This window comes from Ruicaihuangia caeni (assembly GCF_040536845.1).
Lineage (GTDB): Bacteria > Actinomycetota > Actinomycetes > Actinomycetales > Microbacteriaceae > Ruicaihuangia > Ruicaihuangia caeni.
Window position 1 is genome coordinate 2,572,312 of record NZ_CP159582.1, and the last position, 25,247, is coordinate 2,597,558.

25 protein-coding genes are annotated in these 25,247 nt (G+C 67.5%); 3 read left to right on the top strand and 22 right to left on the bottom strand.

What is annotated here, in order from left to right:
• Position 1: 1 nt before the first annotated feature.
• From ABV606_RS11965 to ABV606_RS12035, 15 genes are all read right to left on the bottom strand, one after another.
• Positions 2 to 1,330 carry a dihydroorotase gene (locus ABV606_RS11965; protein WP_353987864.1) on the bottom strand — a complete coding sequence of 443 codons (1,329 nt, stop codon included), beginning with the start codon at positions 1,328 to 1,330 and terminating at the stop codon, positions 2 to 4.
• Positions 1,327 to 2,280, bottom strand: coding sequence for an aspartate carbamoyltransferase catalytic subunit (locus ABV606_RS11970; protein ID WP_353987865.1), 954 nt, complete (start codon positions 2,278 to 2,280; stop codon positions 1,327 to 1,329). The genes ABV606_RS11965 and ABV606_RS11970 overlap by 4 nt, the downstream gene beginning before the upstream one ends.
• Positions 2,277 to 2,807 (bottom strand): bifunctional pyr operon transcriptional regulator/uracil phosphoribosyltransferase PyrR, encoded by a 531-nt coding sequence (gene pyrR, locus ABV606_RS11975; protein WP_281487833.1) that lies wholly within the window; start codon positions 2,805 to 2,807, stop codon positions 2,277 to 2,279. The genes ABV606_RS11970 and pyrR overlap by 4 nt, the downstream gene beginning before the upstream one ends.
• Before the next feature lie 111 nt (positions 2,808 to 2,918).
• Positions 2,919 to 3,362, bottom strand: a complete 444-nt coding sequence (gene nusB / locus ABV606_RS11980; protein ID WP_353987866.1) for a transcription antitermination factor NusB — start codon at positions 3,360 to 3,362, stop codon at positions 2,919 to 2,921.
• On the bottom strand, positions 3,362 to 3,925 hold the full coding sequence (gene efp, locus ABV606_RS11985) for an elongation factor P (RefSeq protein ID WP_281487831.1): 564 nt from the start codon (positions 3,923 to 3,925) through the stop codon (positions 3,362 to 3,364). Before efp ends, nusB begins: the two co-directional genes overlap by 1 nt.
• 126 nt (positions 3,926 to 4,051) lie before the next feature.
• The gene (gene aroB, locus ABV606_RS11990) at positions 4,052 to 5,179 is read right to left on the bottom strand and encodes a 3-dehydroquinate synthase (protein ID WP_353987867.1); all 1,128 of its coding nucleotides are present in this window, start codon (positions 5,177 to 5,179) and stop codon (positions 4,052 to 4,054) included.
• A complete protein-coding gene (locus ABV606_RS11995) occupies positions 5,176 to 5,709 on the bottom strand; it encodes a shikimate kinase (RefSeq protein ID WP_281487829.1) in 534 nt (177 codons plus the stop codon). The genes aroB and ABV606_RS11995 overlap by 4 nt, the downstream gene beginning before the upstream one ends.
• Complete coding sequence (gene aroC / locus ABV606_RS12000; protein WP_353987868.1) at positions 5,690 to 6,892, bottom strand: chorismate synthase; 1,203 nt, start codon at positions 6,890 to 6,892, stop codon at positions 5,690 to 5,692. Before aroC ends, ABV606_RS11995 begins: the two co-directional genes overlap by 20 nt.
• Positions 6,893 to 6,975: 83 nt before the next feature.
• Positions 6,976 to 7,845, bottom strand: a complete 870-nt coding sequence (locus ABV606_RS12005; protein ID WP_353987869.1) for a shikimate dehydrogenase — start codon at positions 7,843 to 7,845, stop codon at positions 6,976 to 6,978.
• On the bottom strand, positions 7,815 to 9,242 hold the full coding sequence (gene mltG, locus ABV606_RS12010; protein ID WP_353987870.1) for an endolytic transglycosylase MltG: 1,428 nt from the start codon (positions 9,240 to 9,242) through the stop codon (positions 7,815 to 7,817). Before mltG ends, ABV606_RS12005 begins: the two co-directional genes overlap by 31 nt.
• Positions 9,239 to 9,703, bottom strand: coding sequence for a Holliday junction resolvase RuvX (gene ruvX / locus ABV606_RS12015; protein ID WP_353987871.1), 465 nt, complete (start codon positions 9,701 to 9,703; stop codon positions 9,239 to 9,241). The genes mltG and ruvX overlap by 4 nt, the downstream gene beginning before the upstream one ends.
• Positions 9,703 to 12,363, bottom strand: coding sequence for an alanine--tRNA ligase (alaS, locus tag ABV606_RS12020; RefSeq protein WP_353987872.1), 2,661 nt, complete (start codon positions 12,361 to 12,363; stop codon positions 9,703 to 9,705). The genes ruvX and alaS overlap by 1 nt, the downstream gene beginning before the upstream one ends.
• A 48-nt stretch (positions 12,364 to 12,411) precedes the next feature.
• Positions 12,412 to 12,633 (bottom strand): hypothetical protein, encoded by a 222-nt coding sequence (locus ABV606_RS12025; protein ID WP_353987873.1) that lies wholly within the window; start codon positions 12,631 to 12,633, stop codon positions 12,412 to 12,414.
• Between the two features lie 111 nt (positions 12,634 to 12,744).
• Entirely contained in the window at positions 12,745 to 13,368 is a 624-nt protein-coding gene (gene rpsD, locus ABV606_RS12030) for a 30S ribosomal protein S4 (protein ID WP_353987874.1), read from the bottom strand.
• 248 nt (positions 13,369 to 13,616) lie between these two features.
• The gene (locus tag ABV606_RS12035; RefSeq protein WP_435415121.1) at positions 13,617 to 15,038 is read right to left on the bottom strand and encodes a replication-associated recombination protein A; all 1,422 of its coding nucleotides are present in this window, start codon (positions 15,036 to 15,038) and stop codon (positions 13,617 to 13,619) included.
• A gap of 104 nt (positions 15,039 to 15,142) precedes the next feature.
• Between ABV606_RS12035 and ABV606_RS12040 the strand changes: the two genes are divergently transcribed.
• The 3 genes from ABV606_RS12040 (at position 15,143) to ABV606_RS12050 (ending at position 17,358) form a co-directional block, all read left to right on the top strand.
• On the top strand, positions 15,143 to 15,328 hold the full coding sequence (locus tag ABV606_RS12040; RefSeq protein ID WP_353987876.1) for a hypothetical protein: 186 nt from the start codon (positions 15,143 to 15,145) through the stop codon (positions 15,326 to 15,328).
• A 108-nt stretch (positions 15,329 to 15,436) separates the two neighbouring features.
• The gene (locus ABV606_RS12045; protein WP_353987877.1) at positions 15,437 to 16,690 is read left to right on the top strand and encodes a DUF349 domain-containing protein; all 1,254 of its coding nucleotides are present in this window, start codon (positions 15,437 to 15,439) and stop codon (positions 16,688 to 16,690) included.
• Positions 16,691 to 16,770: 80 nt separating this feature from the next.
• Complete coding sequence (locus ABV606_RS12050; protein ID WP_353987878.1) at positions 16,771 to 17,358, top strand: hypothetical protein; 588 nt, start codon at positions 16,771 to 16,773, stop codon at positions 17,356 to 17,358.
• Here the strand turns inward: ABV606_RS12050 and ABV606_RS12055 are convergent.
• From ABV606_RS12055 to ruvC, 7 genes are all read right to left on the bottom strand, one after another.
• A complete protein-coding gene (locus ABV606_RS12055) occupies positions 17,337 to 19,580 on the bottom strand; it encodes a RelA/SpoT family protein (RefSeq protein WP_353987879.1) in 2,244 nt (747 codons plus the stop codon). The genes ABV606_RS12050 and ABV606_RS12055 overlap by 22 nt on opposite strands.
• A gap of 58 nt (positions 19,581 to 19,638) precedes the next feature.
• Positions 19,639 to 20,628: a protein translocase subunit SecF gene (gene secF, locus ABV606_RS12060; RefSeq protein WP_353987880.1), complete on the bottom strand. Its 990-nt coding sequence runs from the start codon at positions 20,626 to 20,628 to the stop codon at positions 19,639 to 19,641.
• Complete coding sequence (gene secD / locus ABV606_RS12065; RefSeq protein ID WP_281487815.1) at positions 20,628 to 22,403, bottom strand: protein translocase subunit SecD; 1,776 nt, start codon at positions 22,401 to 22,403, stop codon at positions 20,628 to 20,630. The genes secF and secD overlap by 1 nt, the downstream gene beginning before the upstream one ends.
• Positions 22,404 to 22,473: 70 nt before the next feature.
• The gene (locus ABV606_RS12070) at positions 22,474 to 22,875 is read right to left on the bottom strand and encodes a preprotein translocase subunit YajC (RefSeq protein WP_281487814.1); all 402 of its coding nucleotides are present in this window, start codon (positions 22,873 to 22,875) and stop codon (positions 22,474 to 22,476) included.
• Positions 22,876 to 22,950: 75 nt separating this feature from the next.
• Positions 22,951 to 24,003 carry a Holliday junction branch migration DNA helicase RuvB gene (ruvB, locus tag ABV606_RS12075; RefSeq protein ID WP_281487813.1) on the bottom strand — a complete coding sequence of 351 codons (1,053 nt, stop codon included), beginning with the start codon at positions 24,001 to 24,003 and terminating at the stop codon, positions 22,951 to 22,953.
• On the bottom strand, positions 24,000 to 24,620 hold the full coding sequence (gene ruvA / locus ABV606_RS12080) for a Holliday junction branch migration protein RuvA (RefSeq protein ID WP_281487812.1): 621 nt from the start codon (positions 24,618 to 24,620) through the stop codon (positions 24,000 to 24,002). Before ruvA ends, ruvB begins: the two co-directional genes overlap by 4 nt.
• Positions 24,617 to 25,246, bottom strand: a complete 630-nt coding sequence (gene ruvC / locus ABV606_RS12085; RefSeq protein ID WP_281488120.1) for a crossover junction endodeoxyribonuclease RuvC — start codon at positions 25,244 to 25,246, stop codon at positions 24,617 to 24,619. The genes ruvA and ruvC overlap by 4 nt, the downstream gene beginning before the upstream one ends.
• Position 25,247 lies beyond the last annotated feature (1 nt).

Sequence of the window (25,247 nt, forward strand, 5' to 3'; positions counted from 1 at the left end):
TTCAGCGCCCCCTCGCGGCAGCAGCCGAGGCCGCGACCCGCTCGACGTCGACGAGCTCGCCGTCGAGCACGGTGGGGTACCCCTGGTGCACCGTCGCCACCACCCGTCCCGGCAAATTGCGGCCGAGGTACGGCGTGTTCACGCTCTTGCCCCGGAGATCGCTCGCATCGAAGACGCGTGACGCGTTCGGGTCGTACAGCGTGAACTCTGCGGCACTCCCCGGCGAGAACGGGCTGTCGTACCCGCTGAGCCGGCCGATGCGAGCGGGCGCCGACGAAAGGACTCGCGCGACATCGCTCCAGTCGAGCAGCCCGGTGTCGACCAGCGACGACTGCACCACAGGCAGGGCCGACTCTAGGCCGACCATGCCGAAGGCGGCCTCATCCCAGGCGCACTCCTTCGCCTCCGCGGGGTGCGGCGCGTGATCGGTGGCGACGATGTCGATGGTGCCATCGGCGACGCCGGAGCGAAGCGCTTGCACATCGTCGTCGCTGCGCAGCGGTGGATTCACCTTGTACCGGGTGTCGTAACCGGAGACGAGCTGGTCGGTCAGCAGCAGGTGGTGCGGCGTGACCTCGGCTGTCACCTGAACTCCGCGAGTCTTGAACCAGCGGATGAGCTCGACCGAGCCGGCCGTCGAGACATGGCAGATGTGGATGCGCGCGCCGACGTGCTGCGCCAGGAGCAGGTCGCGGGCGATGATCGCCTCCTCGGCCATCGCCGGCCACCCGACCAGGCCGAGTTCGCTCGAGAGCGCGCTCTCGTTCATGGTCGCGTTCTCGGTCAGCCTCGGTTCTTGCGCGTGCTGGGCGATGACCCCACCGAAGCCCTTGACGTACTCGAGCGCGCGTCGCATCAGCAGCGCGTCTGAGACGCACTTGCCGTCATCCGAGAATACGGTCACGCCGGCTCGGCTGCGGGCCATAGCGCCGATCTCGGAGAGCTGCCGGCCCTCGAGCCCGACCGTCACGGCGCCGATGGGCCGGACGGTCGCGTAGCCGTGCTCGACCCCGAGCGAATGCACCTGTTCCACGACGCCCGCCGTGTCGGCCACCGGGTGGGTGTTGGCCATGGCGAACACCGCAGTGAAGCCTCCGATCGCGGCCGCGCGCGTGCCCGTCAGCACGGTCTCGCTCTGCTCGGAACCGGGTTCTCGCAAGTGGGTGTGCAGGTCAACGAGCCCAGGCAGCGCCTGCAGGCCGTCGGCATCGATGACGTGCTCGACTGCGGAGCTCAGCGAGGAACCGAGCTCGGCGATGACGCCGTCGCGCACCAGCATGTCGGTTCGTGTGCCGTCGGGGAGGGTAGCGGCCTTCACGAGAATCGTCATGAACGCACCTCTCGTTCGCCTGAGAGCACGAGGTAGAGCACTGCCATCCTTACCGCGACCCCGTTGGTGACTTGTTCGAGCACGGTCGACCGAGGAGAGTCGGCAGCGGCGGCGGAGATCTCCAGGCCGCGGTTCATCGGGCCGGGGTGCATCACAATCGTACCGGCAGGCAATCGGGCGGCTCGTTCGTCGTCGAGACCCCACTCCCTCGCGTACTCACGAGCGTTCGGGAAGAACGCGGCGTGCATGCGTTCGGCCTGCACGCGCAGCATCATGACGACATCGGGGCCGTCATCGATTGCGGCGTCGAGGTCGTAGCCGATCTCGACCGGCCAGGACTCCACGCCGATCGGCACGAGGCTCGCCGGTGCGACGAACCGCACGCTCGCGCCCAGCGTGGTCAACAGCCAGAGGTTCGACCTCGCGACCCTCGAGTGAAGGATGTCGCCGACGATCGTCACGGTCAGCCCGTCGAGTCCCTTGCCTCTCGCGGCGGCACCGTGCACCCGGCGCCTCATGGTGAAGGCGTCAAGGAGCGCCTGGGTCGGGTGCTCGTGCGTGCCATCGCCCGCGCTGACGACGCCGGCGTCGATCCAGCCGCTGCGGGCAAGCGTCTGCGGAGCGCCGGAGGCGCTGTGGCGGATCACCACTCCGTCAGCGCCCATGGCGGCGAGCGTCTGAGCGGTGTCCTTCAGGCTCTCGCCCTTCGAGACGCTCGATCCCTTCGCACTGAAGTTGATGACATCGGCGCTCAGCCGCTTCGCGGCGGCTTCGAACGACATCCTCGTTCGTGTGGAGTCCTCGAAGAACAGATTCACGACCGTCTTCCCGCGCAGGGTCGGCAGCTTCTTCATCTCACGGTGGGCGACCCCGGCCATGTCCTCTGCGACGTCGAGGATCCCGATCGCTTCGTCACGGGTGAGCTCCCGGGTGGAAACGAGGTGTCTCATGATTCGATCACCACCTCGTCGATGCCGTCGGTCTCTTCGAGGCGCACCATGATGCGCTCACTCTTCGAGGTCGGCAGGTTCTTGCCGATGAAGTCAGCGCGGATGGGAAGTTCGCGATGCCCGCGGTCGACGAGCGCTGCCAGTCGTACCGCGCGAGGGCGGCCGTGGTCGCTGAGCGCGTCGAGCGCTGCCCGCACGGTGCGGCCGGAGAACAGCACATCGTCGACGAGGACGACCGTCTTTCCGTCGATGCCTTCCGCGGGGATGTCGGTGGGCGCCGGGACGCGGGTCGGCTGCGATGCGAGGTCGTCGCGGTAGAGCGTCACATCGATCGAGCCGACGCCGAACGGAACGGCCTCGATGCTCGAGATGTTCTGCGCGATACGGCGAGCGAGGGCGACTCCGCGAGTCGGGATCCCGAGGATGACGAGGTCGGCGGCACCCCGATTCGATTCGAGGATCTCGTGGGCGATGCGGGTGAGAGCCCTGGTGATATCGGCGTGCTGAAGCACAGTGCGCGCAGCCATGCCGACCTCCTTCCCCGCCTCACAGGACGGACTTAAAGGACGTCAAATGTTCCGTCGGCCAGTCTACAGGTCTGCTCGAGGCAGCCGATCGGGGCGGACCAGCCGAAGGCGCTATTCCGAGTCGACCGCCCCGGAGTCGCGAGCGGGTGCGAGCTGGGCGATTCGCGCCAGCAGCCCGTTGACGAACCCGGGTGAGTCATCGGTGCTCAGCAGCGTCGCCGCCTCGACGGCTTCGGCGATGGCCGCCGTGGTGGGCACCTCGGTGTTGTGCATGAGCTCCCAGACGCCGATGCGGATGATGGCTCGGTCGAGCGCCGGCATCCGGTTCAGGGTCCAGCCGTGGGCGTACGTCTCGATGAGCTCATCGATCTCGGCTTGACGCTCGACGACTCCTGTGACCAGCCGGGTCACATAGCCCCACTCGGCGAGCCGCTCGCGGTGCGCATCGGCTCGGCGCGCGGCGTCGTCGTACGCTTCCGAGATGCTGCGCCCCCGCACATCGGCTTCGAAGAGGATCTCGAGCGCGCGACGGCGCGCTTTCGTGCGAGCTCTCACTAGTCGTTGACGCGGCCGAGGTACTCGCCCGACCGGGTGTCGACCTTCACCTTGGTGCCGGCTTCGAGGAACAGCGGTACCTGGATCTCGTACCCCGTCTCGACGGTGGCGGGCTTGGTACCGCCGGTTGAGCGGTCGCCCTGCAGGCCGGGCTCGGTGTAGGTGATCTCGAGCACGACGGATGCCGGAAGGTCGACGTACAGCGGCAGGCCGTTGTTCATGGCGATGACCACGCTCTGGTTCTCGAGCATGAAGTTCTTCGCGTCGCCGACCACCTCTGCCGGAACCGTGATCTGGTCGTAGTCGGTGGAGTCCATGAACACGAAGCCGTCGCCGTCGCTGTAGAGGTAGCTGAAGTCGCGGCGGTCGACGTTCTCGAGCTCGATCTTCGTGCCGGCGTTGTAGGTCTTGTCGACGGTCTTCCCCGTCACGACGTTCTTCAGCTTGGTGCGCACGAAGGCACCGCCCTTGCCGGGCTTCACGTGCTGGAACTCGACCACGCTCCAGAGCTGGCCGTCGATCTTGATGACGACGCCGTTCTTGATGTCAGCGGTAGTTGCCATGAGTGTTCCGTTCGTGGTCGTGTGATGGGTCGTTGGCCCGCGCGAAGGATCGGTCCGCGCCTCGAGCCCGCGTGCGGAGCCCGGTGGCCGCGCCTGCCGTTGCCCGCATAGCAGTGTAGTGGCAGATCAGGAGCCGATCTCCTGGTACGCCGCGAACAGCAGCGCTTCCTCGGGCCCAGCGAGCACGCGAGGTCGCCCGATGTCGTCGAGCACGATGAAGCGCAGCATGCCGCCACGAGCCTTCTTGTCTCGCTGCATGGTGGCGAGGAGCGTGCGCCACCTGCCGACCGGGTAGGTGGTGGGCAGGCTCAGCAGATCGAGGATCCGGCGATGCCGGTCGACCACGGCGTCGCTGAGTGAACCGGCGATGCGACCGAGCTCAGCGGCGAAGACCATTCCGATCGCGACCGCCGCGCCGTGGCGCCACTGGTAGCGCTCGGCATGCTCGATCGCATGCCCGAGCGTGTGGCCGTAGTTGAGGATCTCGCGCACTGATTGCTCGGTGAAGTCTTCGCCGACCACTCGGGCCTTGAGCTCGATCGAGAGCTCCAGCACCCGCCGGAACTGGGGCGCGGCCGGATTCGTCGCAGCCTCAGGGTCGGCCTCGATGATGTCGAGGATCTCGGGGGCGCCGATGAATCCGGCCTTGACCACCTCGGCCATACCGGCCAGCACCTCGTTCCGAGGCAGCGTGTCGAGAAGTTCGAGGTCGACGATGACAGCAGCCGGGGCGTAGAAGGCGCCCACGAGGTTCTTGCCCTCGTTGGTGTTGATCCCCGTCTTCCCCCCGATCGCCGCGTCGACCGCGCCGAGCACTGTGGTCGGGATGTGCACGAGCTTCACACCGCGCAGCCAGGTCGCCGCCACGAAACCACCTAGATCGGTGGTCGCGCCCCCGCCGAGCGTGATCACGGCGTCGCTTCTGGTGAAGTCGGTCTGGCCCATGATCTGCCAGCAGAACGCGGCGACCTCGATGCGCTTCGCGCCCTCGGCATCCGGAATCTCGGCGAGCAGCACCTCGTATCGCTCGCGCAGGCGCTCGCGCAGGGCCTCCGCTCTCGCACCTAGCGTCGGGGCGTGCACGACGAGGATCTTCTTCACCTGCTGGCCGAGGGCTGCGACGAGCTGCTCGTCGAGGATGCCGCGGCCGACCGTGACACGATACGGGTTCGCGCCGCCGACCTCGATCACCGAAGTCGTCTCGGCATTGGCGTCTCCGGCAGTCTCCGGGCGCTCTTCTCCAGGTGCGGTCATCGGGTCTCCTCCTGCTGGAGCCATTCGGCGATCTCGGCAGCGATCTCATCGATCGGTCGCTTCGAGGTGTCCCACGAGCGGGTCGCGAGCGACTCGTACACGGGCGTGCGCTGTTCGACGAGCCGTTTCCACGCCTCGACACCACCGTCCTTGAGCAACGGTCGGTTGCCGCCCTTGAGCCGAGACGCCACGGCCTCCGCCGTCGTCGTCAGCAGCACGACGCGGTGCCCGGCGAGAGCCGCACGGGTCGCGGGATGCATCACCGCTCCCCCTCCGACCGACACGACTGCATGCTCGATGAGCGCCCGGGCCACCTCTTCGCGCTCGAGCTCGCGGAAATGCGGCTCGCCCATGCTCGCGAATATCTCGGTGATCGGCCCGTGCACCGCGACGATCCGCTTGTCGGTGTCGACGAAGTCGGAGCCCAGCAGTCGGGCGACGCGCTTGCCGATCTTCGACTTGCCGGAACTCGGTGCGCCGATGAAGATCGCGATCGGGCGCGGGGCCGCCTCACTCACCGGAGACGACATCGGTGCGAAGCGACGCTGGGATCGATTCGAGGTAGGCATGCAGGTTGCGACGCGTCTCAGCGACCGAGTCGCCTCCGAACTTCTCGAGCACGGCCTCAGCGAGCACGAGCGCGACCATGGCCTCGGCCACGACGCCGGCAGCGGGCACCGCGCACACGTCGGAGCGCTGGTGATGCGCGGGGGCTGGGCCGCCTGTCGCCACGTCGATCGTGCGAAGGGCCCGCGGCACCGTCGCGATGGGCTTCATGCCGGCGCGCACACGCAGCACTGTGCCGGTGCTCATTCCGCCTTCGGTGCCCCCGGCGCGATCGCTCACGCGACTGATGAGGCCGCTGTCGTGCACCAGTTCGTCATGCGCGGCGGAGCCTCGACGCGTGGTCGTCAGGAAGCCGTCGCCCACTTCGACGCCCTTGATCGCCTGAATGCCCATGAGGGCTCCCGCGAGGCGCGAGTCGAGTCGGCGGTCCCAATGCGTGAACGATCCGAGCCCCGGCGGTACGCCGTAGGCCAGCACCTCGACGATTCCGCCGAGCGTGTCACCTGACTTGTGCGCGTCATCGACCTCGGCAACCATTCGCTCGCTGGTCTCAGGGTCGAAGCAGCGCAGCGCGTCGGCGTCGAGTGCTTGGACGTCATCCGGCAACGGCAGAGCGCTTCCTTCAGGAACCCGCACCGGGCCGATCGAGAGCGTGTGGCTCACCAGACGGATGCCGAGCTCTCCCAAGAAGCTCTTGGCCACGGCGCCGAGCGACACCCGTGCAGCGGTCTCGCGCGCGCTCGCGCGCTCGAGCACGGGGCGGGCCTCGTCGAAGCCGTACTTCTGCATGCCGACGAGGTCGGCGTGGCCGGGGCGAGGACGCGTGAGGGGCGCGCCGCGGCCGCCGGTCAGCTTCTCGGGGTCGACCGGCTCAGGGCTCATGACGTCGACCCACTTGGGCCACTCGGTGTTCCCGATGCGAAGAGCCACAGGGCCGCCGAGTGTCTTGCCATGGCGCACGCCACCAGAGATGCTGAGCGCATCCTCCTCGAACTTCATGCGCGCGCCGCGGCCATAGCCCAGCTTGCGACGCGCGAGATCCGCGCGGATCATGGCCGAACTCACCGGTACATCTGCGGGGAGTCCTTCGAGCACGGCGATGAGCTCGGGGCCGTGCGATTCCCCGGCGGTCAACCAACGAAGCATGATCTCAATCCTCCCACAGGCCAGCAGCGCGCCCGGCCGGGTCGCGATGCGCCGCCACTATGACGACAGATGCGGTGCGGTGATCACTGCTCGAGGCCGACGGCCTCGCGCATCTTGGCGAAGACGGCCGGCTCATCCGGAAGAGGCGCCTCGGCATCCCCCTGCACGAAGATGCGCACCTGCACGAGCGCTTGGTACGCGAGCATCTCGAGTCCGTGCAGCACACGACCGCCTGCTGCGAGCCACACCGCCGCGATGGAGGTCGGCCACGGCTTGTACGCCACCTCGAAAAGGGTCGCCTCGTGGGTCAGCCGCTCGTGCAGTTGCAGGTCGACCGTGGAACCGTTCGGAATGGTGCTGACGACGACATCGCTCTGCACATCGTCGAGCTCCGCGAGCGAGCGCACTTCGAGTTCGACGCGCTGCGCCTCTGCGAGAGGCCGCAGCCAGTCGGCGCGAGCTGGGGTGCGCACGGCGACGGTCACCCGGTCGGCGCCGAGGCGGTGCACCGCCGCGATTGCGCAGGCAGCGGTCGCACCGCCCCCGAGCACGAGTGCGCGGTCGATGTGTGTGAGGCCTGCGTTTCGCAGGGGCTCAGTGATGCCGAACACGTCGGTGTTCCACCCACGCCGCCGCCCCCGGTCGAAGAGCAGGGTGTTGGCCGCACCCGTCAGGTCGACGAGCGGGTCCCTCTCATCGAACAGCGGAATGACCGCCTGCTTCAACGGCATGGTGATCGAGAAGCCGCGCCACTCAGAACCCCGGCTGTCGATGAACTCCTGCAGTGTCTGCTCAGTGATCTCCTGCCGCTCGTACTCCCAATCGAGTCCGAGGGCTCGGTATGCCGCGCCGTGCAGCGCCGGTGACTGCGAATGCGAGATGGGCGAGCCGAGCACGGCGAGCCGTCGTTGTGCCGCGTCCATCAGCATCCCGATCCCGGATTGGCGCGGCACCAGCCACGCAATTGCTCAACCGCGGCTTCGTGCTCGGCGAGCGTCGTGCTGAACACGGTCTCTCCGGTGTTCAGGTCGACCGTGACGAAGTAGAGCCACGAGCCGTCAGCCGGATGCAGGGCGGCCTCGAGCGCGAGATCGCCGGGTGCCGAGATCGGACCGATCGGCAGTCCCGCGTGCACGTACGTGTTGTACGGGTTGTCGTCGGAACGCTCCTCGTCGGTGGTCCAGACGCTCTCACCGGCTGTGCTCTCCCCCGTGCGCCACTCGATGCCGTAGTGCGAGGTCGAGTCGAACTGCAGCGGCATCCCCTCGGCGAGCCGATTCTCGATGACCCGCGAAACCCTCGCGAAGTCCTCTGGCTGTCGCGCCTCGCGCTGCAGCAGCGACGCGATCGTCAGCACACGGTGGCGATCGCCGGGAGCCACTCCGAGCGCGTCGAGACGTTCGGTCATGGTGCTCACCAGCTGCGCGAGCTGCTCCTGCGCGCCCACACCCGGGTTGAACGTGTAGGTGGCGGGGAACAGGTACCCCTCGAGGCTCGGCAGCGACGCGGGAAGACCGTAGAGCGCGGGGTCTGCGACAGCCTCGTAGTCAGCGACTGGCACGCCTGTGGCTGCGCTGAGCTCGGCGAAGACCTGCCACTGGGTGATGCCCTCGCGAATCGTGGCCCTCGCCTCGACGCGGTTCGCGGGATCTTGCAGCGCCTGAAGGGCGGATGCCGCACTCATCTGCTTCTCGAGCTGGTAGGCGCCGGGAGTGAACGTCGGCTGCTCCTGCAGCAGCAGGCGGTAGAACGCCTCGAACGTCATCGTCACGCCCGCCTCGTGCAGGGTGCGCGCGACATCCTCTCCGATCTCGCCCTCTGCGATCACGACTGTGACGGGTTCGCCGTTGCCATCGCCCTCGTAGTCGATGGGCAGTTCCCACCCCATGACCTTGCGGACCTGATCCTCGAACATCACCCAGGTCGCGGCCGCCCCGATCGATCCGACGGCGAGCAGTCCGATGAGCACCCAGAGCCAGGTCAGGCGCCGCCTTCGCGGCGACTTCTGCTGCTGGGCAGGCTCGACGGCGTCGACAGTGCGAGGCGTCCAGAACTCCTCGGGAAGCACAGGCGCAGTGCCATCCCGCTCGGCGGCCGCTGCCGCTGCCGTGGCTGGTGCCGCCGTCGGCACGTCATCGCTGGCGGGCGGCGAACTCGCTTGCTGCGGATGCTCGGGCAAGGGCTCGGGCAGCTCGGAGGCCTCCTGCGGCGGCGCGGAGGGGCTCGCTGGTGTGACGATCTCCGGTCGCTTCGCCCTCAACTCGCCCTGGCGCTCGCGCTCGAGGTCGCGCGCCTCACGTCTGGTCAACGGCTGCGATCGACCATGATCGCGCCCGTGTTCGTCTGTCACTGCTGCTGATCCTCTTCTGGAACCACGACGGTGCCCGGTGGAGCCGGATTCGAGGCCTCGGCGTCCAGTGCGTGCTGCAAAATTATCACTGCGGCGGCCTGGTCGATCACACTGCGCGACTTCTTCGTGTTCTTTCCGACGGTGCGCATGACGGAATGGGCCGAAACGGTCGAGAGGCGCTCGTCGACCAGGCGGACCGGGATGCCCGATTTCGCCAGCGCCAAGGCGAAGTCGCGAGCGTCCGCCGTGGAGGGCGTGTCTCCCCCGCCCAGGCCGATCGGCAGCCCGACCACGATCTCGATCGCGTCTGCATCCCGGGCATGCTGCAGCACCGCGTCGATCGCGTTGTCGTCGCGAGGCACGGTCTCGACGGGAGTGGCCAGCATCCCGTGGGGGTCGCTCATCGCCACCCCCACTCGGGCTTTGCCGACGTCGACGCCGAGGCGCCTGCCTGCACGCATCAGACCGGTGCGAGGCCGGCGCGCACGGCATCGAGCGCGGCGGGAACGGCGGACACGTCGGCTCCGCCGCCCTGGGCCAGGTCGTCCTTGCCGCCACCGCCACCGCCGAGCGCGCCCGCGGCGGCCTTTGCGAGCACACCGGCCTTGATCCCGCGCTCACGCGCCGCCTCATTGGTTGCAACGATCACGAGCGGCTTGCCGCCGGCGATTCCCGACAGCGCCACCACCGCGGGCTCACTGCCCAACCGCGAGCGCACGGCCGTCACCAGACCGCGGATGTCATCGCCTGACGACACCGAGCCGAGATGATCGATCACCGTCGTGATGCCGTCGCTCTTCAGAGCGGATGCCGCGAGCTCTGGCACGCGCGACTGCAGTGCCTGCGCTTCGAACTGCGCGATTCGCTTCTCGGCTGCCTTGAGGCCGGCGACGAGTTCGGCGATGCGGTCGGGCAACTGCTCTCGCGGTGTCTTGAGCGTCGAGGTGAGCTGGGAGACGATCGCGCGCTCGGCCGCCAGTTCGCGGAACGCGTCATGGCCCACCAGCGCTTCGACGCGGCGGTTGCTCGACCCGACGCTGCTCTCGCTTGTGAGACTGATGAGTCCGACCTGCGCAGAGCTCGAGACGTGGGTGCCGGCGCAGAGCTCTCGTGACCAGGGCCCGCCGATGTCGACCATGCGCACGGTGTCGCCGTACTTCTCACCGAAGAGCGCCATGGCACCCATCGAACGAGCTTCGTCGAGGGGCATGATCCTGGTGACGACCTCGAGGTCGTCGTGGATCGCAGCGTTGGCGATCTCCTCGATCTCGCTGCGCGTCTCGAGCGAGAGTGCCTGGTTCCAGCCGAAGTCGAGACGCAAGTAGCCGGCCTTGTTGTACGAGCCGGACTGGTGCGCCTCATGTCCGAGCGTCTGGCGGAGCGCCGCGTGCACCAGGTGCGTGGCAGAGTGCGCCTGCGCCGCGGCGTGCCGGTAGGCCGGGTCGACGACCGTGGTGGCCGCAGCGCCGACCGAGACCTCACCAGCGCGCACCTGTACCTTGTGGCTGATCAGCCCCTTCACCGGGCGCTGCACGTCGAGCACCTCGAGGTCGAAGCCGTCGCCGACGATGCTGCCGGCATCCGCATCCTGACCACCGGACTCGGCGTAGAGCGAGGTCTCGCCCAGGATCACCTCGGCGATCTGACCCACCGTCGCCTGGTGCACCGGCGCTCCATCCACGATGAGCCCGAGCACGGAGGACTCCGTCTGCAGGTACTCATAGCCGGTGAAGACGGTCTCTCCCTTGGCGCGGAACTCGCGATACACGGAGAGATCGGCGAGCGACTGCTTCTTCGCTCGCGCATCGGCCTTGGCGCGGGCGCGCTGCTCGGACATGAGCGAATCGAAGGCAGCGCGATCGACGCTGAGACCTGCCTCCTCAGCCATCTCGAGGGTGAGGTCGATCGGGAAGCCGAAGGTGTCGTGCAGAAGGAACGCGGTGTCGCCCGCGAGCCCGCTGCTGCCCTTCTGCTTGGCGTCTGCGACGGCGAGGTCGAGAATCGTGGTTCCGCTGCTGAGCGTGCGGAGGAAGGTCTCTTCCTCGCCGAGCGCGAGCCGGCTCACGCGGTCGTATTCGCGAGCGACCTCGGGATACGCCGTCTGCATCGCGTCTCGTGACGCGGAGAAGAGCTCGGCGAACGTCGGCTCTTCGACGCCGAGCAGGCGCATGGCCCGAATCGATCGGCGGAGCAGACGGCGGAGGATGTAGCCGCGACCCTCGTTGCCAGGCGTGACGCCGTCGGTCATGAGCATGAGCGACGAGCGCACGTGGTCTGCGATCACGCGCATGCGCACGTCATCCTCGTGATCCGCGCCGTAGCGGCGCCCCGACAGCTCGGCGGCGCGATCGAGCACAGGCCTCACCTGGTCGATCTCGTACATGTTCTCGACGCCCTGCTTCAGGAACGCGACGCGCTCCATGCCCATGCCGGTGTCGATGTTCTTCTTGGGCAGTTCGCTCACGATGCGGAACTCGGTCTTCGAGCGCACATCGTCGATGAGGTACTGCATGAACACGAGGTTCCAGATCTCGAGATACCTCGAGTCGTCGACGGCCGGCCCGCCGTCCGGTCCGTACTTCGGACCGCGGTCGAAGTAGATCTCGGAGCAGGGGCCCGCGGGGCCAGGCTGGCCCGTCGACCAGTAGTTGTCCTCTTTGCCGAGCCGCTGAATGCGCTCGAGGGGAAGGCCGGCAACGCGTCGCCAGTAGTCGATCGCCTCGTCGTCGTCCTCGTAGACAGTGACCCAGAGGTCCTTCTCGTCGAACCCCAGCCCGCCATCGCGCTCTGAGGTGGTGAGCAGCTCCCACGCGTAGGCGATCGCCTGCTCCTTGAAGTAGTCGCCGAACGAGAAGTTGCCGTTCATCTGGAAGAACGTGCCGTGGCGGGTGGTCTTGCCGACCTCTTCGATGTCGAGCGTGCGGATGCACTTCTGCACGCTCGTCGCCCGCGGGTACGGTGCCGGCACCAGACCTGTCAGGTACGGGATGAAGGGCACCATGCCGGCGATCGTGAACATCACGGTGGGGTCGTCGGCGATGAGTGAGGCGGAGGGAACGACGGTGTGGCCGCGCTGCCCGAAGAAATCGAGCCAGCGGCGCTGAATTTCAGCGGTCTGCATGGGGTCCTGAGCTGTGGTGTCGAGCGCGCCGGAAGGCCCGGCGTCGGCTCAGCGGCGGGTGAGGTCGGCGATAGCTGCTTCAGCGTCGGAGACGGCGGATCGCAGCTCGGCCTCGCGGGCCTTGTAGCCGTCGACGACGGCGTTGCCGAACGAGCGTGCCTTGGAGTCGACGTCCTCGAAGAAGCGGCGCCCCTCCGGGGTCTTGTTCACTTGGTGTGCGATCACGAACCCGGCAGCGGCGCCGGTGAGCAGCCAGAGAAGCTTGTTCATTTCGGTCTCCCTCGTTCTACGTGGCCGGTTACTCAGCTTACTTCGCGCGGATGCCGGGGAAATGGCAAAGGGGCGATGCGCACGCTGCGCACCGCCCCTTCGGCGTCTGGGTCAGCGACCCGAGTAGTACTCGACCACGAGCTGCACTTCAGCGGTGATCGGCACCTCGGCGCGCCTGGGGCGACGCACGAGGCGCGCCTGGAGCTTGTCGAGCTCGACCTCGAGGTAGCCCGGAACCTTCGGGAGCACCTCGGCGTGTCCACCGGCCGCAGCCACCTGGAACATCTCGAGGCTCTCGCTGCGCTCCTTGACGTGGATGAGCTGGCCCGGCTTCACGCGGAACGACGGGCGGTCGACCAGCTTGCCGTCGACCAGGATGTGGCGGTGCACGACGAGCTGACGAGCCTGCGACGTGGTGCGCGCGAACCCTGCGCGGAGCACGAGGGCGTCGAGGCGCATCTCGAGCAGCTCGACGAGGTTCTCACCGGTCAGGCCGGGAGCGCGGCGAGCTTCGTTGAAGACGAGCCGAAGCTGCGCCTCGCGGATGCCGTACTGGGCGCGGAGGCGCTGCTTCTCGCGCAGACGAACGGCGTAGTCGCTGTCGGTCTTGCGGCGGGTGCGGCCGTGCTCACCCGGGGCGTAGGGGCGCTTCTCGAGGTAGCGCGCCGCCTTCGGGGTGAGCGCGACGCCGAGCGCGCGCGAAAGGCGGGTCTTGCTGCGGTTGCGTGTTGACACGTATTCCTTCTTCTATCGAATCCTGTTGAACACCGGACGGCGGCGGGCACGCCGCGACACCAGTCCGGAACGATGAGGGATTCGCCATGGACGCCGGTCGGCTACAGACCAGCTCCTTCGATCAGGTGTCAGCGCAGCCGCACGCAGAACACCGATTCAGGCAGCGACAATCCTAACAGACACCGCGCACCGCTTCGTGTCGGCGCACGACTGCGCGCGCTCGAGCCGTTCGGCCGCTGTGTCGCGGCTCACCGGCCCCGGATGATGCGGCGCAGCTTCTCCCAACGGGTCGAGAGGTCGCGCTCATTGCCGTGGCTCGTCGGCCGATAGTACTGGCGATCCTTCAGCGGGTCGGGCAGGTACTGCTGTGCCACGACGCCGATCTCAGAGTCGTGCGCGTACAGGTAGCCCTTTCCATGGCCCAGCCGCTTGGCGCCCGGGTAATGCGCGTCGCGAAGATGCTTGGGCACCCTGCCGAACTCTCCGCGACGAACGTCGGCGATCGCCGCGTCGATGCCCACGTACGCGGCATTCGACTTCGGGGCGGTTGCGAGATAGACGACGGCTTCGGCGAGCGGAATGCGGCCCTCCGGCATTCCGATCAACTGCACCGCATCCGCTGCGGCAACGGCCATCACGAGCGCCTGGGGGTCGGCGAGTCCGATGTCTTCGGCCGCGCTGATGATGACCCGGCGAGCGATGAACCGCGGATCCTCCCCGGCCTCGATCATTCGCGCGAGGTAATGCAGCGCAGCGTCAGCGTCAGAGCCTCGGATCGACTTGATGAACGCGCTGATGACGTCGTAATGCTCGTCGCCCTGCTTGTCGTAGCGGAGCAGCGCGCGGTCGACGGCGGTGGAGACGATCTCAGGGGTGATGACCGGCAACGTGGAGTGCTCGGCATCCTCACCGTCGTCATCCTGACCATCGTCATCCTGACCGTCGTCATCCTCAGCGTCGCTGTCGGAATCCTCGCGGGTCGACGTCGTCCCGCCCGTGCTGGCCGCGAGAGCGGACGCCTCGAGTGCCGTGAGCGCGCGTCGGGCATCCCCCGATGCGAGACGAATGATCGCGGCACGCGCGTCTGGGTCGAGCTGCACCCTTCCGCCGAGTCCTCGCTCGTCGGCGACGGCGCGGTCGACGAGCACACCGAGGTCGTCGTCGCTCAGCGGTTCGAGCGTGAGCAGCAACGAGCGAGAGAGCAGCGGCGCGATGACGGAGAACGAGGGGTTCTCGGTGGTCGCGGCGATCAGAATGACCCAGCCGTTCTCGACTCCCGGGAGCAGCGCATCTTGCTGCGCCTTCGTGAACCGGTGGATCTCATCGAGGAAGAGCACCGTCGAGACTCCGTAGAGGTCTCGATTGGCGAGTGCTTCCTCCATCACCTGCCGGACATCCTTGACTCCGGCGGTGACGGCCGAGAGTTCGACGAAGCGCCGGCCAGAGCTCTGCGCGACGGCCTGGGCGAGCGTCGTCTTGCCGGTGCCCGGAGGGCCCCAGAGGATCACGGAGACGTTGCCCCGAGCCCCGGTCGAGTCTTCGGCCAGGCTCACGATCGGTGATCCCGGTCCGAGCAGATGACGCTGCCCCGCCACCTCCGACAGTTGCCGCGGTCGCATGCGCACTGCCAATGGCGTCGAACCGGCGCGGATGCCGGGGTGCTGCGTCATATCCGCCATGCTAGCCAGCGGCGCTGACACTCCACGGCGAGCGTGACGCGCGATCGTGCTCACCACTGGCGGTACAGTGCTGCAGGACGAAAGGCGGAGGTGTCATGGCGCGGATCACGAAAGCCGATCGCGAGGCGCGTGAGCGACTTCGCCGGTATCAGGCGCGCAAGCAGTTCCACGCCGGTGTTCAGTCGCGTCTGCGGCGAGACAACCTCATCGCCCTCGTCGGCGGAACCCTCGCCATGGCGGTTCTCGCAGCGCTGCAGGTGCTGTACTTCGCCACGCGCTGACCGACTCCAGGATTCGCCGGGCACTCGTGGCGGATCCGTTGGCGCGCGGCCGCGGTAGCGGCATCATGCTGCAATAGGCTGGGTGCCTGCCGCATAGGCGGCGCAGCAATGAACGATCTTCTAGAGGGTGAACCAGTGGCGAACGAACAGCAGCCGTGGGGGCGCGTCGATGATGACGGCACCGTGTACGTGCGCGAGGGCGACGGGGAACGCGCCGTCGGTCAGTATCCAGACGGCACTCCGGAAGAGGCACTCGCGTACTTCGAGCGCAAGTACACCGATCTCGCGGGCCAGGTAGGACTGCTCGAGCAGCGTGCGCGACGGGGAGCGCCGGCATCCGACATCGCCAAGGCGGTCAACGCCCTGCGTGCGACGCTCGCCGATGCGAATGCCGTCGGCGACCTCGAGGCGCTGCGCAACCGCCTCGCGGCGCTCACGGGCACGGTCGACGAACTGACCGAGCAGCAGAGCGAAGCCGCGCGTGCCGCGATGGCCGAGGCGCTCGCGTATCGGGAAGCGCTCGTCGTGGAGGCCGAGCAGCTCGCGGCGTCCGATCCCGCCAAGATGCAGTGGAAGCAGGTGACCGCGCAGCTCGACGACATCTTCGCGCGCTGGCAGAAGCACCAGCAGGAGGGCCCGCGTCTTCGCCGCAACGAGGCCAACGAACTGTGGAAGCGGTTCCGCGCGGCACGCAGCACCCTGGAGCAGCACCGCAAGGCATTCTTCGCAGAACTGGACGCGGCGCACAAGGACGCGCGTTCGAAGAAGCAGGCTCTGGTCGAACGTGCGGAGGCTCTGACGTCGAAGGGCGCCGACGGCATCCCGGAGTACCGCCGTCTGCTCGAGGATTGGAAGCGCGCCGGGCGAGCAGGCAAGAAGCTCGATGATGCTCTGTGGGCCAAGTTCAAGGCCGCGGGCGACCAGCTGTACCAGGCGAAGAGCGAGATCGACGCGCGCGACGACGAGGAGTACCGGCAGAATCTGGAGCAGAAGCTCGCTCTGCTCGACGGCGCAGAGCCGATCCTCGCGGAGACCGACCGGATCAAGGCTCGCGAGGCGCTCTCTGGCATCCAGCGCAAGTGGGACGAGATCGGCCGGGTGCCGCGCGATCAGATGAAGCAGGTCGAGGAGCGGCTGCGCAAGATCGAGCAGCATGTGCGAAAGCTCGACGACGAGCACTGGGAGCGCAACAACCCGGAGCGCAAGGCGCGGTCGGAGGGTCTCGCCAGTCAGTTGGAGGAGTCGATCGCCTCGCTCGAGGCCGACATTGCGAAGGCAGAGGCGGCCGGCGACGCGAAGAAGGCTGAGGAAGCCCGCGCAGCGCTCGAGACGCAGCGCGCCTGGCTCGCCGCGATCGGCTGAGCCCTCTCCACAGCGGTTCGCTCTCCACCGACTCGTCGGCGACGCCGGGGGGGCGGCGCGTGGTCGTTCACACTGGGCGGATGCTGTCACCCGCCCGGTCGCCTCTGCTGCTCCGTTCCGCCTCGATCGCATCGGCTCACGCCATGCCGTTGGCAGAACTCAGCGCCATGTCGCTCGATGGCGAGTTGTATCCCCTTGCCGAGGCATACGCGAGCATCGCCGAGCCCGACACTCCGGCGCTGCGAGCACTGGCGCTCCACGGCATCCTCGGGAATGAGCGGATCATCGCCGATCGGTGGTCGGCGGCGTGGGTCTGGGGAGCACTCCCCCGTCCACCCCGCGTGCACACCTTCTGCACTCGCTCTGAAGCGCGCGTGCAGCATGAACTGCGCCTCGACGTCGCGATCCGCGAGGTCGTCATCGATGACGGCGAGATCGTCGCGTTCGGCAGGGCTCGCGCCACCTCACCGTTGAGGACGGTCCTTGATCTGGCTCGCTCGCAGGAGGCGTACTCGGAATCCCATTACCGAGGCGTGCTCGCCCGGCTCATGGACGAAGCGGGGCTCGGCCTCGAGGCGTGCCTCGCCGCGCTCGATTCGCGTCCGCTGCCATTCACCCGTCTCGCCCGAGAGCGACTGCGGCGGGCTCAGCCCGCGGTCACGCGGTAGACGTCGTACACGGCCTCGATGCGGCGTACCGCGTTGAGCACGCGATCAAGGTGGGTCGTATCACCCATCTCGAAGAGGAACCTGCTGATGGCGAGGCGATCGCTCGAGGTGCTGACGGTCGCGGAGAGGATGTTGACATGGTGTTCGCTCAGCACACGCGTGACGTCTGAGAGCAGCCCTGACCGGTCCAATGCCTCGACCTGGATCTGCACCAGGAACACGCTTCTCGACGTCGGCGCCCACTCCACGTCGATCATCCTGTCGGGATGCTCGAGCAGCGATTTCACGTTCGTGCAGTCGTCGCGGTGCACCGAGACGCCCTGACCGCGCGTGACGAAGCCGAGAATCGCATCTCCCGGTACGGGCGTGCAGCACTTGGCGAGCTTGACCAGGATGTCTGGGGCTCCGCGCACGAGCACCCCGGAATCGCTATTGCGCTGCGGGCGCACGCGCGACGGCGCGGCGAACGGCAGGTCGACGTCATCGGCGTCGTCCGCCGTCTGCACCGAGGCCAGTACCTTCTCGATCACCGACTGCGTAGAGACGTGCCCCTCGCCGACCGCTGCGTAGAGCGCGCTCACGTCGTCGTAGTGCATCGCCGACGCGACCTCGGTGAACGCGTCCTGGCTCATGAGCTTCTGCAAGGGAAGGTTCTGCTTGCGCATGGCTCGCGCGATTGCATCCTTGCCGTGCTCGATCGCCTCTTCTCGGCGCTCCTTGGTGAACCACTGGCGGATCTTGTTGCGCGCGCGAGGGCTCTTGACGAAATTCAGCCAGTCCTGGCTCGGCCCTGCGTCCGGGTTCTTCGAAGTGAAGACCTCGACGATGTCGCCGCTGTTCAACGTCGACTCGAGCGGTACGAGTCGACCGTTGACCTTCGCCCCCATGGTGCGGTGCCCGACCTCGGTGTGCACGGCGTAGGCGAAGTCGACCGGCGTGGCACCGGCGGGCAAACCGATCACCTTGCCCTGTGGGGTGAAGACGTAGGTCTCTTTCGCCCCGATCTCGAAGCGCAGCGAGTCGAGGAACTCGGATGGGTCTGCGGTTTCGGCCTGCCAGTCGGAGATATGCGCCAGCCACGCCATGTCGGCGCCGGCGCGGCTCGGCTCGTCGCGGCCGCCGTGCATGCGCTCTTTGTACTTCCAGTGCGCTGCAACACCGTACTCGGCGCGCTGATGCATGTCGTGCGTGCGGATCTGGATCTCGACCGCACGACCCTTAGGGCCGATCACCGTGGTGTGCAACGACTGATAGAGGTTGAACTTGGGCGTCGCGATGTAGTCCTTGAACCGACCGGGCATCGGTGTCCAGCGGGCGTGAATGGCGCCCAGGACGGCGTAGCAGTCGCGCACCGTGGAGACGAGCACGCGGATGCCGACCAGGTCGTAGATCTCGTCGAACTCGCGCCCTCGCAGAATCATCTTCTGATAGATCGAGTAGTACTGCTTCGGACGGCCGACCACCTGGCCCTTGATCTTCGCGGCCTTGAGGTCGGCGTTCACGGCGTTGATGACCTGGTGCAGGAACTCCTCGCGCTGAGGGCTGCGACTCTTCACGAGGTTGTCGATCTCGAGGTAGATCTTGGGGTGAAGCACTGCGAACGAGAGGTCTTCGAGCTCCCACTTGATCGCCTGGATGCCGAGCCGGTGAGCGAGGGGCGCGTAGATCTCGAGCGTCTCCTGCGCCTTTCGTCGGGCCGACTCGTTCTCGACGAAGCCCCAGGTGCGCGCGTTGTGCAGGCGGTCCGCGAGCTTGATGACGAGCACGCGGATGTCCTTCGACATCGCGACGACCATCTTTCGCACGGTCTCGGCCTGTGCGCTGTCGCCGTACTTGAGCTTGTCGAGCTTCGTCACGCCGTCGACGAGCATTGCGATCTCGTCGCCGAAGTCTCGGCGCAGTGAATCGAGCGTGTACTCGGTGTCCTCGACCGTGTCGTGCAGCAGCGCCGCAGCGATCGTGATCGCGCCGATGCCGAGGTCGGCGAGGATCTGCGCCACGGCGATCGGGTGGGTGATGTAGGGCTCGCCGCTCTTGCGCTTCTGGCCCTCGTGGGCCTTCGCAGCAACCTGGTACGCGCGCTCGATCAGCGCGACATCCGCCTTGGGGTTGTGAAGCCGCACCGTCTTGTACAGACGGTCGACCGCGCCTGTGGGCTGGGCGCGCGAGAACAGACGCGGCAGGCGCGCTCGAAGCGTCGCCGTCGTCGTGGTCTCGGTCATTCGCACCTCCGCCACTAATGGTAGACGCGGTGCGCGCGCAAGAGCCTGAGGCCCGCGCTCAGCGGACTGCGCCTTGAACGACCTTCTTCTTCGCCTTGCTGCCCATCTTCTTCACCTCGGGCTCATTCTCGCGCAGGTGCACATAGACCGGTGCGGCGATGAAGATCGTCGAGTAGGCGCCCACGAGGATGCCGATGAACAGCGCGAGCGCGATATCGCGCAGGGTGCCCGCACCCAGCACGACCGCTCCGATGAAGAGGATGGAGGCGACCGGGAGCGCGGCGACGACCGAGGTGTTGATCGAGCGCACGAGCGTCTGGTTCACCGCCAGGTTCACGGCCTGTGCGAAGGTACGGTTCGACCCTTCGGTCGTCTCCCCTGTGTTCTCGCGGATCTTGTCGAAGACCACCACGGTGTCGTACAGCGAGTAGCCGAGGATCGTGAGGAAGCCAATCACCGCCGCGGGCGTGATCTCGAAGCCGAGCATGCCGTACACACCGATGGTGATGATGAGGTCGTGCGCGAGCGCCGACAGAGCGGCGAGCGACATCTTCCAGGTACGGAAGTAGAGCGCCATGAAGGCGGCAGCGAGCACGATGAAGATGATGAGGCCGCGGATGGCCTGCTGGGTGATGTCCTGGCCCCAGCTCGGTCCGATGAAGTTCGCCGTGACCTGGCTCGGATCGACGTCGAAGGCAGCCGCCAGCGAGTCGCGCACTTGATCGCTCTCGGTGCGTTCGAGCTGGTCGGTCTGCACGCGGATGCCGTCGGCGCCCACGATCGTCACGCGCGGCTCGGCAGCGGGCACGGCCTCGGTGACAGCATCCTGCGCACGCTGCTCGTCGGGCTGGGCGACGTTGCTCAGCTGGAACTCGGATCCACCAGTGAACTCGATGCCGAAGACGAATCCGCCGCGCAGGATGGGCACGAGGATCGACAGCAGAATCGCGACGCCGGCGATCGTGTACCAGAGCTTGCGCCGACCGACGAAGTCGATCGACCGCGCGCCGGTGTAGAGGTCATTGCCGAAATCGGTGAGCTTCGCCATCAGGCGTCCTTCCCGCTCGAATCGCGTTCGCCCGCGCCGACGCCGGCTTGCTCAGCGGCCTTGCGCTCGGCGATCGTCTGGCGGCGCTGGGCCTCGCGCGACGATCGTGCGCCGCGGCCGGTGGCTGCCACCGGTGCCCGGAACTGCGCCCGCCCGCGGTACACCGCGCCGAGAGCCTGAGGGTCGAGCCCGCTCCACGGGTGCCCACCGCCGAAGAAGCGCGTTCGAGCGAGCAGCTGCAGCATCGGGTGCGTGAAGAGGGAGACCACGATGAGGTCGATGATCGTCGTGATTCCGAGCGTGAACGCGAAGCCCTGCACATTGCCCACGGCAACCAGGAACAGCACCACCGCGGCGAGGAAGTTGATGGTGTCTGAGGCAAGGACGGTGCGGATCGCCCGCTTCCATCCGGCCTCGACAGCACCCTCGAGGCTGCGTCCGTCGCGCAACTCATCGCGGATGCGCTCGAAGTACACGATGAACGAGTCGGCGATGATGCCGATCGCGACGATCAGACCGGCGACACCGGCGAGCGAGAGCCGGTATCCCTCACGCCACGACAGCAGAGTGATCACCAGGTAGGTGATGATCGCGGCGACGATCAGCGAGGCGACTGTGACGAGGCCGAGGGTGCGGTACTGGAACAGCGAGTAGACGACGACGAGGATCATGCCGATCACGCCGGCGATGAGCCCGCTGTGCAACTGGTTGGCACCGAGAGTGGCGGAGATCGTGTTCGTGCTCTCGACCTGGAATCCGATCGGGAGGGCACCGAACTTGAGCTGGTCGGCGAGTCGCTTCGCTGACTCCTGGGTGAAGTTCCCGCTGATCATCGGCTTGCCGTCGGTGATCACCGCTTGCGTGGTCGGCGCCGAGATCACCTTGCCGTCGAGCACGATGGCGAATTGGTTCTGGGTGCCGGAGAGACCGATGAGCCGCTCGGTGACCGCGCGGAACTCCCGCGTACCGGTCTCGTTGAACGTGATGAACACGCCCCACTCGTTGGTGGTGAACCCGCGAGAGTCAGGAACGAGGCCAGAAGTGGCGTCGGTGATGGTCTCGCCCGAGACCTCGACCGGGCCGAGGATGTACTTGACCGAGCCGTCCTCCTCGCAGGAGATGAACGGCTTGTCGCTCGGCGGCACCTGGGTCAGCTCATCGAGGCTCGAGCAGTCGAAGTTCGCGAATTGCGACTCGAGCTCGGGAGTGATCCAGGCCAGGTCGGAGGCGTTGGTCGGCTGCGGCGAGGGAGTCTCGCCAGCGGCCGGGGTCTCTGGAGCCGCCGACTCGGCGGGCGCGGTCGAGTCCGGGGCCGCTGTGGAGTCGCCGCCGCCGTCGGGCGCGGGTGTCGGCTCGACAGACGCGCCTCCCTGCGGTGTCGGCACGTCGGCGCGCAGCACCGGGCGGAACTCGAGCTTCGCCGATGCCTGGATCCGCTCCATCGTGTCGTTGTCCGGGGTCCCCGGAATCGCGACGATGATGTTGCGGCCGCCCTGGGTCGTGATCTCGGACTCGGAGACGCCCGTCGCATCGACACGCTGCCGAATGATCGCGACCGCCTGGTCGAGCTGTTCCTGCGAGACGGTCTGACCGCTCTCGAGCTGAGGCTCGAGGATGATCTGGGTGCCGCCCTCGAGGTCGAGCGCCAGCTTCGGCGTGAGGCTGTTGTTGCTCCACAGCATGCTGCCGACGTTGAGTGCGACGAGGCCGACGACGATGACGATCAGCCAGATCAGCGACCGCCACGCTTTGCGCACCGGCGAAGTGGTTGCCACGTGAGGAGACTCAGCTTTCTGTGGAAGGTCGCGGGCGGTTCTTCACCCGTCGAAGCGGCGAGCGGTCGCCTCAGCGCTTGTCGGCAGGGCCCTCGCCGGTCTCGCCGAGGTCATTGCCCGGCCGTCGGTCGTCCGAGTCGGCACCGAGCGTCTCATCGAGCGGAGTCGGCTCGGCATCCGCATCGATGTCAGTCTCGACATCCGTGTGCTCGGTGGGCTCGACGACCCGGGCAAGGGTCTGGCGGTGCACCGTGACGACGGTGCCGTCGGCGATGCGGACCTCCGCGGTGTTCGCAGTTTCGTCAACCGACACGAGCGTGCCGTAGAGCCCGAAGCTCAGCATCACGTCAGCGCCGGGAACCATCTTGGTAGCCAGTTCGGCCTGGTCCTTCTGCCGCTTCCGAGAGTTGCGGAACATGAAGAACACGAGGACGGCCAGAACGGCCAGCATCACGAGAGTGAATGGATCCATGGGGTCTGGAGATCGCCTTCCGAGATCGGGATCAGCGGCGCGGAGCGCGCGGCGTCACGGCCGAGGCCTCGACAATCATAGTTCATCGTCCAGGAGCGTCGGCTGTGGCGCGCGCCCCCCGAACTGACGCCATGCGGCCTTCGTCGCCACGCGTCCCCTCGGGGTGCGGCTGAGCAGCCCGATGCGCACCAGGAACGGCTCGACGACCGACTCGATGGTCTCGGCCTCCTCGCCCACGGAGACGGCGAGGGTGTTCAGCCCCACGGGTCCACCGTCGAAGCGATCGATGATCGCGCGCAGGACGGCGCGGTCAAGCCGATCGAGACCGAGCGGGTCGACGTCGTAGAGGTCGAGCGCTGCCCTGACCGACGTCAGATCGGCGTCCTTCGCGTTGACGAGCGCGTAGTCGCGCACGCGGCGCAGCAGCCGGTTGGCGATCCGCGGAGTCCCCCGGCTGCGCCCTGCGATTTCCGTGAGCGCGGCTTCGTCGATCGGCATGCCCAGCAGGCGCGCGGCGCGGCGGAGCACCTCGGTGAGCTCCGCGTCATCGTAGAACTCCAGGTGAGCCGTGAAGCCGAACCGATCTCGGAGAGGATTCGGCAGCAGTCCCGAGCGCGTAGTCGCACCGACGAGCGTGAACGGCGCGAGTTCGAGCGGGATCGACGTGGCGCCCGCCCCTTTGCCGACCATGATGTCGATGCGGAAGTCCTCCATGGCGAGGTACAGCATCTCTTCTGCCGATCTCGCCATGCGGTGAATCTCGTCGATGAAGAGCACTTCGCCGGGTAGCAGCGACGACAGCAGCGCGGCGAGGTCGCCTGCGTGCTGAATGGCGGGGCCGCTCGACATCCGCAGCGATCGGCCGTTCTCGTGCGCCACGATCATGGCGAGCGTCGTCTTGCCGAGCCCGGGCGGTCCGGCGAGCAGGATGTGATCGGCTGAGCGTCCCTGCATCGCCGCGGCCTGCAGCAGCAGTTCGAGCTGGCCTCGCACCTTGGTCTGACCGACGAACTCGCCGAGGCTCTTCGGTCGCAATGCGCCCTCGAAGGCGAGCTCGGCGTCTGACTCGGAGCCGGCGTCGAGGATGCCTGCTCCTGCGACGGCGCCGGGGTCGCGGTCCGCGCTCATCGCTGCTCCCTCGCCACTGGCCCGAGCCGGGAGAGCGCGATCCGAAGCAGGGATTGCACGCCGGCACGCTCCGCATCGTCGGCGTGATCCGCGGCATCGGCGACGGCCTGTGCCGCCACCCGCTCGGGCCAGCCCAGCCCGATCAGTGCTGAGATGACGCTGGCGGCGATGGTGCCGTCGAGCGCCGGCACCTGTTCGGGCGCCGTGGGTGCCACGAAGGCGTCGAGCTTGCCCGCGAGCGTCACGGTGATCAGCTTGGCGGTCTTGGGCCCGATGCCGCTGACCTTCCGGAAGGCGCTGTGGTCGTCGTCTGCCACAGCCTGCGCGATCTGGGCCGGAGTCATCGCCGACAGCACGCCCATCGCCGACTTCGGTCCGACACCGCTCACGGTGCGCAACTGATCGAAGACCGCTCGCGAGTCTGCGTCTTCGAATCCGAAGAGACTGAACTCGTCATCGCGCACGATCAGCGCGGTGCGGATGCTCGTCTCGTGGCCGACGCGGAGCGAGTGAGCGTGCTGCGGGGTCAATTGCACGGCGTAGCCGACGCCGGCGACGTCGAGGATCGCAATGGAACCGTCGATGCCGAGCACGGCACCGCGAAGGGAAGCGATCATGCATCGAGCCTACGTGCGGCCGCCGACTTCTCGGCGTCCCGCCACGCGCGCTGGGCCGGCGTCAATGCGCCGCCACCGCCGGGCACCGAGGCTGTGGTCTGCACAGCGGCATCCGCCGCTGGTCCGGCCACTGCGTTGCCGATGCCCCCTGCAGAGCGCCAGGCATGGCAGATCGCCAGGGCGAGCGCGTCGGCGGCGTCGGCCGGTCGCGGAACCTCGGCGAGTCCGAGCAGCCTTGCGACCATCGCACCGACCTGTGCCTTGTCCGCATTGCCGTAGCCGGTCACCGCGGCCTTCACCTCGCTCGGGGTGTGCATACCCACCGCTATGCCGCTGCGAGCGGCTTGATGAAGCACGACCCCGCTCACCTGCGCCGTGCCCATGACCGTGCGCAGGTTGTGCTGCGCGAACACGCGTTCGAGCGCCATGGCATCCGGCCGCCACTGCTCGATCACTTCGCCCAACCGTTCGGCGATGACGAGCAGCCTGCGCTCGAGTGCGAGCTCGGCGGGCGTTGTGACGACCTCGACGTGGGTGAACCCGACTCGCCTGCCCGGGGCGACATCGATGATGCCGATCCCGCAGCGGGTCAGCCCGGGGTCGACTCCGAGCACGCGATGGGTCACG

Bases quoted from the DNA above. Each gene is read 5' to 3' on its own strand.
- ABV606_RS11965 (WP_353987864.1), bottom strand. From the start codon at position 1,330: ATGACGATTCTCGTGAAGGCCGCTACCCTCCCCGACGGCACACGAACC.
- ABV606_RS11970 (WP_353987865.1), bottom strand. From the start codon at position 2,280: ATGAGACACCTCGTTTCCACCCGGGAGCTCACCCGTGACGAAGCGATC.
- pyrR (WP_281487833.1), bottom strand. From the start codon at position 2,807: ATGGCTGCGCGCACTGTGCTTCAGCACGCCGATATCACCAGGGCTCTC.
- efp (WP_281487831.1), bottom strand. From the start codon at position 3,925: ATGGCAACTACCGCTGACATCAAGAACGGCGTCGTCATCAAGATCGAC.
- aroB (WP_353987867.1), bottom strand. From the start codon at position 5,179: ATGACCGCACCTGGAGAAGAGCGCCCGGAGACTGCCGGAGACGCCAAT.
- ABV606_RS11995 (WP_281487829.1), bottom strand. From the start codon at position 5,709: ATGTCGTCTCCGGTGAGTGAGGCGGCCCCGCGCCCGATCGCGATCTTC.
- aroC (WP_353987868.1), bottom strand. From the start codon at position 6,892: ATGCTTCGTTGGTTGACCGCCGGGGAATCGCACGGCCCCGAGCTCATC.
- ruvX (WP_353987871.1), bottom strand. From the start codon at position 9,703: ATGCGTGCAGGCAGGCGCCTCGGCGTCGACGTCGGCAAAGCCCGAGTG.
- alaS (WP_353987872.1), bottom strand. From the start codon at position 12,363: ATGCAGACCGCTGAAATTCAGCGCCGCTGGCTCGATTTCTTCGGGCAG.
- ABV606_RS12025 (WP_353987873.1), bottom strand. From the start codon at position 12,633: ATGAACAAGCTTCTCTGGCTGCTCACCGGCGCCGCTGCCGGGTTCGTG.
- ABV606_RS12035 (WP_435415121.1), bottom strand. From the start codon at position 15,038: ATGACGCAGCACCCCGGCATCCGCGCCGGTTCGACGCCATTGGCAGTG.
- ABV606_RS12040 (WP_353987876.1), top strand. From the start codon at position 15,143: ATGGCGCGGATCACGAAAGCCGATCGCGAGGCGCGTGAGCGACTTCGC.
- ABV606_RS12045 (WP_353987877.1), top strand. From the start codon at position 15,437: ATGAACGATCTTCTAGAGGGTGAACCAGTGGCGAACGAACAGCAGCCG.
- ABV606_RS12050 (WP_353987878.1), top strand. From the start codon at position 16,771: ATGCTGTCACCCGCCCGGTCGCCTCTGCTGCTCCGTTCCGCCTCGATC.
- ABV606_RS12055 (WP_353987879.1), bottom strand. From the start codon at position 19,580: ATGACCGAGACCACGACGACGGCGACGCTTCGAGCGCGCCTGCCGCGT.
- secF (WP_353987880.1), bottom strand. From the start codon at position 20,628: ATGGCGAAGCTCACCGATTTCGGCAATGACCTCTACACCGGCGCGCGG.
- ABV606_RS12070 (WP_281487814.1), bottom strand. From the start codon at position 22,875: ATGGATCCATTCACTCTCGTGATGCTGGCCGTTCTGGCCGTCCTCGTG.
- ruvB (WP_281487813.1), bottom strand. From the start codon at position 24,003: ATGAGCGCGGACCGCGACCCCGGCGCCGTCGCAGGAGCAGGCATCCTC.
- ruvA (WP_281487812.1), bottom strand. From the start codon at position 24,620: ATGATCGCTTCCCTTCGCGGTGCCGTGCTCGGCATCGACGGTTCCATT.